This is a genomic window from Methylobacterium sp. WL18, assembly GCF_008040015.1.
Taxonomy (GTDB): Bacteria; Pseudomonadota; Alphaproteobacteria; order Rhizobiales; family Beijerinckiaceae; genus Methylobacterium; species Methylobacterium mesophilicum.
Map to the genome: position 1 here is coordinate 1 of NZ_VRVD01000904.1, position 1,462 is coordinate 1,462.

At 71.3% G+C, this 1,462-nt stretch carries 1 protein-coding gene; it reads right to left on the reverse strand.

Features of this window, described 5'->3' with window-relative positions:
* Positions 1 to 222: 222 nt before the first annotated feature.
* On the reverse strand, positions 223 to 1,332 hold the full coding sequence (locus FV228_RS29535) for a 5-(carboxyamino)imidazole ribonucleotide synthase (protein WP_147857702.1): 1,110 nt from the start codon (positions 1,330 to 1,332) through the stop codon (positions 223 to 225).
* Positions 1,333 to 1,462: the final 130 nt, after the last annotated feature.

The window sequence follows — 1,462 nt, forward strand, 5'->3', positions numbered from 1 at the left end:
CCCGTCGCCCGGCCCGCGCCGCGCCCCTCGTCTCCGAGGCACCGTCGCGCATCGCGGTGAATGCCGGCTTAAAGGCTTGCGGTCCCGTGACCGCCCACGGTGTGGTGGAAGCGGCGGGATGTGGCGAAGGTATGGCTCGACGGCGCGCAGGCGTCCGGAGGCGGCGTCCGGCGCGCGTGCGGCCGGCCCGGTGTGTTCCCGAAGCCGCAGAAGCGGGCTCGATCAGGGGACCGGAACGGATCCCAGCCGGGTGACGTGGCCCATCTTGCGGCCGGCCCGGGCCTCGCCCTTGCCGTAGAGGTGCAGGTGGGCGCCGGGCTCGGCGAGCAGTGCGGGCCAATCGTCGGCCTGGGCGCCGATCAGGTTGCGCATCTCCACCGGCAGCCCGCCCACCCGGGCCGAATCGCCGAGCGGCCAGCCGCACACCGCGCGGACGTGCTGCGCGAATTGCGAGGTCGTCGCCCCCTCGATGGTCCAGTGCCCGGAATTGTGAACCCGCGGCGCGATCTCGTTGACCACCAGCCGCTCGATCCCGTCCTGCCGCACCAGGAACATCTCGACGGCGAGCACGCCGACATAGTCCAGCGCGTCCGCGATCCGCTTGGCGATGTCGAGGGCGGCGCGGGCGGTCTCGGGCGTCAGGCCGGGGGCCGGCACCCGCGTCAGCGCCAGGATGTGGTCGCGGTGCTCGTTCTCGCATAGGTCGAAGGCCGCGAAGCCGCCGTCGCGGCCGCGGGCGGCCACCACCGAGACCTCGCGCTCGAACGGCACGAAACCCTCCAGGATCAGCGGCGCGCCGCCGAACTCGGCGAACAGCGCGTTGCGGTCGCCCTCGGCGCGCTCGCGCAGGATGCGCTGGCCCTTGCCGTCGTAACCGAACCGGCGGGTCTTGAGCACCGCCGGCAGGCCGAGCGCCGCGATCGCCCGGTCGAGGTCGTCGGGCGTGTCCACCGCCTGGAACGGCGCGGTCGGGATGCCGAGCCGGTTGATGAACTCTTTTTCCGTCAGGCGGTCCTGCGTGGTGGAGAGCGCCTCCGCGTTTGGGTGCAGGGGCGCGTGCCGGGCCAGGATGTCGGCGGTGGCGCGCGGGATGTTCTCGAACTCGTAGGTCACCGCATCGACGCTCCGCGCGAACGCGGCGAGTGCTTGCGGATCGTCGTAGGCCGCGCAGGTCGTCCGGGCGCAGACGTCGAAGGCGGGGCTGTCCTGGTCGGGCGCGTAGACGTGCACCTTCAGCCCGTAATTGGCCGCCGCGAGCGCGATCATGCGCCCGAGCTGCCCGCCGCCGACGATGCCGAGGGTGGAGCCGGGCTTCAGGGGTGTGTCCGTCACGATTGCGTTTCCGTCACCGGCCGCTCGGCCACCGACGCGGTCTGGGCCTCTCTCTTAAACACATCTACGACACCACCAGACAACGCTGCATCAAGTAAGCCGACTTGACGATAAAAAAAAAAAACGGCGG